Source organism: Massilia sp. CT11-108 (genome assembly GCF_047302915.1).
GTDB lineage: Bacteria > Pseudomonadota > Gammaproteobacteria > Burkholderiales > Burkholderiaceae_D > Telluria > Telluria orientalis.
Genome location: NZ_JBKYMO010000232.1, coordinates 1 through 9079, shown reverse-complemented (window position 1 = coordinate 9079; position 9079 = coordinate 1). Strand labels below are relative to the sequence as shown.

8 protein-coding genes are annotated in these 9079 nt (G+C 67.0%); 3 read left to right on the top strand and 5 right to left on the bottom strand.

All coding sequences use genetic code 11. The features are described 5' to 3' along the window. The 3 genes from ACEN88_RS18240 to ACEN88_RS18230 all read right to left on the bottom strand — a co-directional run. Positions 1 to 2074 (bottom strand): glycosyltransferase (locus ACEN88_RS18240; RefSeq protein ID WP_413341787.1); only part of this gene is annotated, 2074 nt, incomplete at its 3' end. Further along, entirely contained in the window at positions 2071 to 2376 is a 306-nt protein-coding gene (locus ACEN88_RS18235; protein WP_413341785.1) for a hypothetical protein, read from the bottom strand. The genes ACEN88_RS18240 and ACEN88_RS18235, both read right to left, overlap by 4 nt. Positions 2377 to 2534: 158 nt before the next feature. Beyond that, positions 2535 to 2786 (bottom strand): DUF3297 family protein, encoded by a 252-nt coding sequence (locus ACEN88_RS18230; protein WP_413341783.1) that lies wholly within the window; start codon positions 2784 to 2786, stop codon positions 2535 to 2537. A 131-nt stretch (positions 2787 to 2917) separates the two neighbouring features. Here ACEN88_RS18230 and ACEN88_RS18225 point away from each other — a divergent pair, with 131 nt between their 5' ends. The 3 genes from ACEN88_RS18225 to ACEN88_RS18215 all read left to right on the top strand — a co-directional run bounded on the left by ACEN88_RS18225 (position 2918) and on the right by ACEN88_RS18215 (position 6092). Next, complete coding sequence (locus tag ACEN88_RS18225; protein ID WP_413341781.1) at positions 2918 to 3400, top strand: nuclear transport factor 2 family protein; 483 nt, start codon at positions 2918 to 2920, stop codon at positions 3398 to 3400. A 140-nt stretch (positions 3401 to 3540) separates the two neighbouring features. Next, positions 3541 to 4083 carry a heme NO-binding domain-containing protein gene (locus ACEN88_RS18220; RefSeq protein ID WP_413341779.1) on the top strand — a complete coding sequence of 181 codons (543 nt, stop codon included), beginning with the start codon at positions 3541 to 3543 and terminating at the stop codon, positions 4081 to 4083. Then, positions 4080 to 6092, top strand: coding sequence for a putative bifunctional diguanylate cyclase/phosphodiesterase (locus tag ACEN88_RS18215; protein WP_413341778.1), 2013 nt, complete (start codon positions 4080 to 4082; stop codon positions 6090 to 6092). Before ACEN88_RS18220 ends, ACEN88_RS18215 begins: the two co-directional genes overlap by 4 nt. Here ACEN88_RS18215 and ACEN88_RS18210 read toward each other — a convergent pair. Together ACEN88_RS18210 and ACEN88_RS18205 are read right to left on the bottom strand one after the other, a co-directional pair. Next, complete coding sequence (locus tag ACEN88_RS18210; protein ID WP_413341777.1) at positions 6084 to 6779, bottom strand: SOS response-associated peptidase; 696 nt, start codon at positions 6777 to 6779, stop codon at positions 6084 to 6086. The genes ACEN88_RS18215 and ACEN88_RS18210 overlap by 9 nt on opposite strands. A 27-nt stretch (positions 6780 to 6806) precedes the next feature. Further along, positions 6807 to 8915, bottom strand: coding sequence for a TonB-dependent receptor (locus ACEN88_RS18205; protein WP_413341776.1), 2109 nt, complete (start codon positions 8913 to 8915; stop codon positions 6807 to 6809). Positions 8916 to 9079: the final 164 nt, after the last annotated feature.

Genomic DNA, 9079 nt, shown 5'->3' with positions numbered 1-9079 from the left:
CGGCGAGATCCAGGATCGCGCCGGCCAGCGCGCCGCAGTCGCCGGGCGGCACGAGGATACCGTTGAGGCCGTCGACGACCACTTCCGGCATGCCGCCGGCGCGGCAGCCGATCACCGGTTTGCCTTCCCGCATGGCTTCGAGGAATACCAGCCCGAACGACTCGAAGCGGCTCGGCGCCACGAACACGTCGCAGTCGCGGTAGGCGGCCCGCAGCGTCGCGTCGTCGACGCGGCCTTCGAACACGACCCGGTCCGCCCAGCGCCGCAGATGTCCTTGCGCGCGCCAGGCGTCCAGGTAGCTGGTGCGCTCTCCGGGCCGGGGAATCGTGTTGTCGCCCAGGATGCGGAAACGGATCGACGGATGCGCGGCCAGCACCTGCGGAATCGCGGCGAGCAGCACGTCGATGCCCTTGCGCGCTTCATGCCTGCCGACGAACAGCACGTCGATGCGTCCGCCCCGGGTCGGGGGCGGCGGCGCGGCGGCCACATCCGGCATCCCGAGCGGGACCGTCATCACGGCGGCGGGATCGAACCGGAATCCGTACGCCTGTTCGATGTCGCGGCGGATGGCCTGGCTGATCGCACGCACCGCATGCGAGCCGCGCATCAGCTCCTGTTCCAGCGCCAGCATCGGCGTGCCGAAATCCGTCATCCAGCGCGCGTCATTGCGCAGGCCGGGATGTTCCTGCAGCCAGAAATGCAGGGTGGTTTGCAGACTCGTGACCAGTGGCCAGCCGCCATCGAGCAGCAGTGCGGCACCCTCCGTGTCCCAGATGGGCGCCTCGACCACGTCGATGGGACGCAGGCTGGCGATGCGGCGCGTCTCCGCCAGCGCCGTCGCGCACCAGTCCCAGACGGCTCGCGGAATCGCGCGCGCGACCGCGGCCGGCGTGCGTGCGCAGCGCTGCACGGCCATGCGATGCATCCAGACCCCGTTCTCCAGGCTCACCTCGTTGGCGCCTTCCGTGATGACGTGCACCTGGTGCCCCGCCTGCGCCAGTGCTTCGGCCAGGTCGCGGTAGAAGACGGCAATGCCGCCGCGGTGCCCGGGAGGATAGTCGCGCGACACCAACACCACCGTGCGCGCGCCGGGATGCGCGCGCGTCGCGAACGGCAGGAAGTCGCCCGGCAGTGGCGAACACGTGTTCGGATCGATGCCCGGGCGGCACCTTTCCAGGCCGCGGCGCAGGCCTGTTTCCCCGGCGCGGACCGCCGCCCCATCGAAGTCGTCGAGCGCCGCCGGCGGCAGGCGGCCGGTGGCGACCAGGTGGACGACGTCGGCGCGCCGCGCGGCGACCCGTTCCCCATGCAGGCGCTCGATGTGCGCGAGCGGGACATAGGCGAGGCCGTGCCTGATCGAAAAATACAGCGAATTCTTCAGGATCGGATACGACGCAACGGTGAGCTGCGCCGCGTCGCGTACCGCGTTCGGCGCGGCATCGTGGTGCACATACGCGTCGGGAAGCTGCCGGATCAGGAAGCCCGCATCGATCAGGCGGCAGCAGACGTCGGTCTCGTCGAGATAGTATTCGATCTCCTCGTCGAAGCCGCCCACCTCCAGCAGCGCGGTGCGCCGGAACGATGCGTTGGTCCCCTGCAGGTAGGGAAAGCGGAACGAGCCCGGAAAGCACAGCGACGGGCTCGCGCCCGAGGCGCGCCAGTCGGTCTCGGCCAGCCGTGTCGCGGTCGCATACCGGTACTGGAACGTGTAGCCGCTGCGGTCGCATACGATGCCGCCGGCCCCGCCGACCTGCGGATCGGCATAGGCGGCCGCCAGGTGGGTCAGCCATTCCGGCTCGGGAATCGCGTCATCGTCGATGAACGCCACCACGTCGCCGCGCGCCATGCGGATACCGATGTTGCGCGACATCGACAGGTTGGCGACGGGGCAGGTCCCGGTGCGGATCCGCGATCCCCATTCAGCAAGCACTTGCGCGGTGTCGTCGGTGCATGGCCCCTGGACGACGATGACTTCGAACTGTCCGGCGTAGCGAAGATGCGGCAGGCTCGCCAGCACGCGCCGCAGCAGGGACGCGCGGTTCAGCGTATTGATGACGATGGAAAAGGACGTCATTGCCCGAGCTGCCGCTCCAGGCGTTCCAGCCGCGTCCGCAACTCGGCCAGTTCACGCGTGAGCCCGCGCAGCGTCACCGGAAGCGACTGGGCGAGGTTTTCGGGATCCTGCAGCACGGCCAGGGTGCGGGCGTTCAGGTCGGACATCGTGTGCAGCAGTGCCGGCAGCTGTTCCGTCGCGAAGCGGTGCTGCCGATCATGGTGTTCCGGCAGTCGGATCAACGCCACCAGTATGCGGACGAGGCGGCCCACGACGGGCCAGCCCGCCAGGGTGTGTACGATGCGTCGCAGTGATGCTGCCATGAAGAGCGATCATAGAAAATTGTCAACTGCGCAATATTAACGTAATCAGCTGTCCATCATGCAGCACTGGATCACGATTCCGGGCTGCGTCAGCGCGAATGAAAAAGGCCGCCGGATCGCCCCGGCGGCCTTGGCATGTCCACGTTATCGATGAATGATCAGACGGCGTAATACGCCTCGACCGTACCTTTCAGCTTGATCAGCATCGGGCGGCCCTTGCGGTCCAGGGTCTTGCCGGCGGCGACCTTGATCCAGCCTTCGCTCAGGCAGTATTCCTCGACGTCCGTGCGTTCCTTGCCGTTGAAACGGATGCCGACCGGGTGCTTGAAGACTTCCGCGTCATGGTGCGGGCTCTTCGGGTCGATGGACAGGCGGTCGGGCAGGGGGGGGAGTTGGGTAGTATCGTTCATGGCGGGAATTATCCACGATTCCGCGCGCACGCGCGAGCACCGCGTGCTCCGTCCCGGTGGACGCAATTGCACCATTTCGCTATGCTCGGCCGAAGGGCATCCGATCCTGGCCACATGAGGACATCAAGACCATGGAATCGCTCATCCTCGCCTGCTGCCTGTTCGTGGCCGGCCTCGCGCATGCAGCCGGCGTCGACCCGGCCCTCGCGCAGCAGGTCAATGCGTTCGTCGACGGCTGGCACGACGACGCCGCGCACGCGCGCATGCGCTACTTCGACAAGATGGCGCCGGACGGCGTTTACATCGGCACGGACCGCACCGAACTGTGGCAGCGCGACGCGTTCCGCGAGTGGGGCCGCAAATACTTCGAGGGCAAGCAGGCCGCGTGGGTCTTTCATCCCACGCGGCGCAATGTCTACGCGACGGCGGATGGATCGATGATCTGGTTCGACGAATTGCTCGACACGGAACACATGGGCCATTGCATGGCCAGCGGCGTCATCCGCAGGACGCCGGCCGGGTTCGAGATCGTGCATTACCAGCTGTCGCTGGCGGTGCCGAACGAGGCGGCCAAGAAGGTGATCGAGGTCGTGAAGGCCGTCGAAGCCAGGTAGTCCGACCCCTGCTGATTGTGGATATCCCGTAGAGATACGCTTCCGGCATTGATTTAGTTCGACGATATTACTATTATCATTCAATCCAAATAAACATTTTTGCAATACGTCGTAGCGTGGAGCAAGTAATCGGGAGCGTAGTGAAAGGAATTGTCTTTAATTTGTTGGAAGAGGCCGTCAGCAGCACATACGGCGACGCCGCGTGGGATCGGCTGCTCGATGCGGCAGGACTGGAAGGCGCCTATACATCGCTCGGCAGTTACGACGACGCCGAGATTGCGGCCCTGGTGCGTACGGCAGCGGACGCCCTGGACATACCGGAAGATACCGTGTTGCGCTGGTTTGGACGCAGGGCGATGCCGCTGCTGGCGCGGCGTTACCCGGCGATCTTCGACAGCCATGCGAACGTGCGCAGCTTCCTGCTGAGCCTGAACAACATCATTCATCCCGAGGTCTGCAAGCTCTATCCCGGCGCGCGGACGCCCGTCTTCGCTTTCGATACGAGCGTCGCCGGCGTGCTGAAGATCGGCTACGACTCCCCCCGCCGCTTGTGTGCGCTTGCCGATGGGTTCATGCACGGCGCCGCCACGCTTTTCGGCGAGCGGATCGAGCTCGAACAGCACGAATGCATGCACCGCGGCGATCGCCGCTGCGAGTTCCACGTGCGCTTCGAGCCGGCATGAACGGGCTCGACAAGACGGAAGCCGCAGCGGAGATCGCCCGCCTCCAGCGGCGCGTGCGGCGCGAAGCGGCCGCGCGCCATGAAGCCGAGGCGATCGCCGAGCGGGGCCTGCGTGATTTGTACCAGCGGCAGCAAGAAATTGCCCTGCTGGAGAGTATCGCGGTGGCCGCCAACGAGGCGGACGACGTCCATGCCGCGATGGGGCGCGCGCTCGAGGCAATGTGCCGTTATGTGAGTTCGCCCCTCGGCACCCTGTGGCTGGTGTCGGGACCGCGAGGGCAGGAGCGGCTCAACGCCACCGGCATCTGGTATGACGAGGCTGCGCGCAACGGGGCCAGTCCGGTCCAGGAACTGCGTACGCGCACCGACGCCGACATGTTCGCGCCCGGCGTCGGGCTGCCAGGGCGGGTCGCGCTGAGCGGCAGGCCGGAATGGGTGGCCACCGATGGCACGGGCACGGTCGAGCTGCCGCGCCTGCCACTGATCGTCGGCGCGGGGTTTGCTTCGCTCGTCGCGTTTCCGGTGATGATCGCCAGCGAAGTGGTCGCGGTGGTCAAGTTTTTCAGCCGCAAGCGCGAGGCGCCGGACGAATCGCTGCTGCGCCTGATGGCCCAGGTCGGCACGCAGCTCGGCCGCGTGTTCGAGCGCTGCCGCGCGCGGGACAAGCTCATGCACAATGCGCTGCACGATCCCCTGACGCAGCTGGGCAACCGCAGGCTGTTCCTGGAACGTCTCGAGCACCTGCTGCAGCGCACGCGGCGCAAGCCGGGCGACCATTTCGCCGTGCTGTTCGTGGACCTGGACCGCTTCAAGTCGATCAACGACGGCCTGGGACACCAGTGCGGCGACCAGTTGATCATCGCTGCGGCCCGGCGACTGTCGGCCTGCCTGCGCCAGAACGACATGGTGGCGCGCGATGTCGCGTTCGCGCACGAACACCTGGTCGCGCGTCTCGGCGGCGATGAATTCGTGATTCTGCTCGACCAGGTCGGCAGCGCCGAACATGCGATCCTGGTCGCGGAGCGCATCATGAGCGTGCTGGCCGAACCCTTCGACGTGGCCGATCAGCGCGTGTTCGTGACCGCCAGCGTGGGCATCACCCTGAGCGCGACCGGCTACGCCCACGTCGAGGACATCGTGCGCGATGCCGACATCGCGATGTACCACGCCAAACGCACGGGGCGCGCGCGCTGGATGATGTTCGACCAGGCCATGCAGCGGGCTGCCGTGAGCCGCCTGCGGATGGAAGCCGATCTGCGCTACGCGATGGACCGCCGGGAGTTCTTCCTGGAGTACCAGCCGATCGTTGCCCCGCTCGACGGCCGGGTGCGCGGTTTCGAAGCCCTGCTGCGGTGGCGCCATCCGGTACATGGCCTCGTGCCGCCGGCCCGGTTCATCCCGATCCTCGAAGAAACCGGCCTGATCGAGCCGATCGGCGCATGGGTGCTGGGGGAGGCGTGCCGCCAGCTGCGCGACTGGCAGCAGGCCTTCGACATGCACCTGACGATGAGCGTGAACGTGTCGGCGGTCCAGTTCACGGACGAGGGCCTCGTCGGCGTGGTGACGCATGTGCTGGCCGAGACGGGCATCGCGCCCGCCACGCTCAAGCTCGAGCTGACCGAAACCGCCGTGATGGCGGACGCCGAAAGGGCACTGGCCGCGTTCGCGCAATTGAAGGCGCTGGGCGTGCGGGTCAGCCTGGACGATTTCGGCACCGGCTACTCGTCGCTCAGCTACCTGCGCCGCCTGCCGATCGACACGCTGAAGATCGACCGCTCGTTCGTCAGCAAGCTCGATTGCCACGACGACAAGCGCCAGATCGTCGAGGTGGTCCTGACGCTGGCCCGCGCGCTCGGCATGGACGTGGTGGCGGAAGGCGTGGAGACCGAAGCCGAGCTGGCGCTGTTGCGCGAGATGGGCAGCGACCTCGTGCAGGGCTATTATTACTACCGCCCCCTTGCTACGGAGCCCGCCACGCGGGTACTGGCCGGGCAGTTCGGATCAGAATAACTCGAGGTTGTGCGGCGCCGACGGCGGCGGCGATTTCTTCACGGGCGTCTTCGGCGCAGCCCATGCCTTCATCTCTTCCGCCGGATAAGGCCGCAGGAAGCTGCGTGCCAGCTCCGGATCGCGGCAGTGCAGCCACGCGTCGACGTCGCTCGGCGGCAGCACGACGAGCGCGCGCTTTTCGTCGTCTGGCTTGTGGAAGCGCCGCATCAGCGGATGATCGTCCGCGTTGATCGTGATCTGCGTGAACGACGCCGCGATCGTCCCGTCGGCCTCCGACCACTCGCGCCACAGGCCCGCCACGAAGAACACGCCGTCGTCCCGCATGCCGATGCCGAAGCGTTCGGCGCGGCCGCTCTCGTAGTTGGGCTCATAAAAACAGGTCATCGGCACGGCGCACAACTGGGTACGGCGCCAGGCCGGGGCGAACGAGCGCTTTTCGCCCAGCGATTCGGCGCGCGCGTTCATCGTGTCGAACGGTTTGACACCGGCCGGGATGTGGCGGCGCGGGACCATGCCGTAGCTCGCGAGCTGCAGCACGCGTTCGCCGTCCGGCCCCGCGCGCACGATCGGGGCCGTGTAATCCTTCCACGTTTCGCTGGGCCAGTCCCAGTCGCGGTACAGGTCGACGAGGGTGCCGAGCACCATGTCGAGTTGTTCGGGCAGCGGAGGGCGGTAGTTGACGCACATGGCGCTAGTTTGACATAAAAACGCCCTTTAAAAGCGGTAGCGCGCGCTGACCAGCACCGTGCGCGGCTCGCCCGGCATGTTGTAGTCGTTGGCGCCGCTGTGCGCGGACACGAAATAAGTCCGGTTGAGCAGATTGCGCACCGTGACCGTGACGTCGACCTTGCCGCTGTCGTAGCCGGCGCCGAGCTGCAGGACGCCATAGCCCGGCAGTGTCGTCAGGTCGTCCGGCGACGCATAGCGGCTCGATTCCGCGCGGCCGCCGGCGGCGACCCAGAAGTGGCCGTCGAGGCGGTGCTTGATCCACGCGTTGAACGTGTGGCGCGGCGTGAGCGCGGCCGTGTTGCCTTCGAACGGCTTGCCGGCCGACGTCAGTTCCGTCGAGTCCTCGATGGTGCCGCGCATGTTCGCATAGCCGGCGATCGCATCCCAGCCCGGCGCGATCTCGCCCATGAAGCTCAGTTCCAGGCCGCGCGTGCGCTGGCGGCCGACGGGCAGCGAGAAGTTCGTGTTGGCCGGATCGGCGACCTGGATGTTCGATTGGGTCATGTCGAACAGCGCCGCGGTCAGGCTCGAACGGGCACTGAGGTCGAGCTTCACGCCCGCTTCCTTGTTGACGGTCTGCGTGGGCTTCAGGGTGTCGCTGTTGGCGCGGAACGTGAACGAGTCCGCGATCGGCTGGAACGAGCGGTTCCACGAGGCGTAGACGGCCACGCGGCTCGCGGGCTGGTACACGGCGCCCAGGCGCGGCGACCAGGTATCGTCCGTGCGCTGCAGGTCGATGTTCTTCGCCGTGCGGTCGTCGCGGTCCTGCTTCAGGCGGTCGTAGCGCACGCCGGCCAGGACTTTCCATTCCGGCGTCAGCGCCACGAGGTCCTGCAGGTACAGGCCAGCGATGTCGACGCGGTTTTGGTTATCCGCGCCGGGTGCGACGCTATCCGGCAGCACCGGCAGGTCGACGAGCACGGGGTGGAACAGGTTGTACGTCGCCACGTTGTTGCGCGAGCGGAGCACCTCGCTCTTGTTCTGGCGGCCGAGTTCCACGCCGTACAGCAGCTTGTGGTTCGTCGCGCCCCAGTCGACGGTCTGGGAGAGTTCGTTCTGCAGGTAGCGGCCGTCCTCGTCGCGCAGGCGGTGGCTCTGGCCGATGGAGACGGTCGGGTTGGCGCCGTCCTTGATGGTACCGATCGACGTGTAGTTCCGGTCGAGCGCGTAGTCGTACGCGCGCAGCACCGTGTGCAGCTTCAGGTCGGGCGTGAACGCGTGGTCGAGCGTCGCGGTGGCGCTTTTCACGTCGCTTTGCACGAATGCGCGCGCGGTGGCGTTCGCGGCGCCGAAATAGGTCTCGACCGGCACGTCGACGGGGCGGCCGTGGTAGCTGGGCACGCCCTGGTCGGCCAGGCGCTTGTCGTGCAGGTAGTCGGCTTGCAGGGTCAGCGTCGTGGCGGGCGACAGCCTGAACGTGGCCGACGGCGCGAGGGCCTGGCGGCGCAGGAAGTAGCGGTCGCGGAAGCCGGTCGAGTCTTCGACCGCACCCGTCATCCGGAACAGGGCGTCCTTGTCGTCGTTGGCCGCGCCGACGTCGAACTCGCCGCGGCGCTGTCCGTGCGAACCGAGCGTGACGCCCGCTTCGAGGAGCGGATCCGCGAGCGGCTTCTTCGTCACGCGGTTGACGAGGCCACCCGCCGAGCCGCGGCCATACAGCACGGAAGCCGGCCCCTTGAGCACTTCGACGCGTTCGATGTTGGAGAGGTCGCGGAAGTACAGCGCGTCGTCGCGCACGCCGTCCACGAACTGGTCGCTGATGGCGGAAAAGCCGCGGATCGTCACCTGGTCGCGCTGGCCGTCGCCGACGGAGAACGACAGGCCCGGCACGTTTTGCAGCGCGTCCTGCAGCGACAGCGCGTTCTGGTCGTGCAGCACGACGGCCGGCACCACGTTGACGGTCTGCGGAATGTCGCGCAGCGGCACGTTGATCTTGGTGGCGGTGTTGGTCTCGGTGACTTCGTACGAGCCGGTGTCGATCTTCCGGTCGCGGATGACGACTTCCGGCATCGCGGGTTCTTCGGCACGGACCGGCGTCCACACGCTGCAGGCGAGGGCGACGAGGCAGGGGAGGGGGCGCAGTACTTGTTTCATGATGTTCCTGTTGTTGTTTGAAGGTGTTGGAAATTGGACGAGCGAGTCCGGATCGCGCGCATGCCGATGGCGGCAACGGCGTACAGCAAGGCGACGGTCCAGAACATGGCGGACAGCGGCACCCACGCGAGCGCGAGGCCGCCCGCGCCGGCGCCTTGCTGTAC

Excerpts from the sequence above, each read along its gene's own strand:
- ACEN88_RS18235 (WP_413341785.1), bottom strand. The coding sequence starts at position 2,376 with ATGGCAGCATCACTGCGACGCATCGTACACACCCTGGCGGGCTGGCCC.
- ACEN88_RS18230 (WP_413341783.1), bottom strand. The coding sequence starts at position 2,786 with ATGAACGATACTACCCAACTCCCCCCCCTGCCCGACCGCCTGTCCATC.
- ACEN88_RS18225 (WP_413341781.1), top strand. The coding sequence starts at position 2,918 with ATGGAATCGCTCATCCTCGCCTGCTGCCTGTTCGTGGCCGGCCTCGCG.
- ACEN88_RS18215 (WP_413341778.1), top strand. The coding sequence starts at position 4,080 with ATGAACGGGCTCGACAAGACGGAAGCCGCAGCGGAGATCGCCCGCCTC.
- ACEN88_RS18210 (WP_413341777.1), bottom strand. The coding sequence starts at position 6,779 with ATGTGCGTCAACTACCGCCCTCCGCTGCCCGAACAACTCGACATGGTG.
- ACEN88_RS18205 (WP_413341776.1), bottom strand. The coding sequence starts at position 8,915 with ATGAAACAAGTACTGCGCCCCCTCCCCTGCCTCGTCGCCCTCGCCTGC.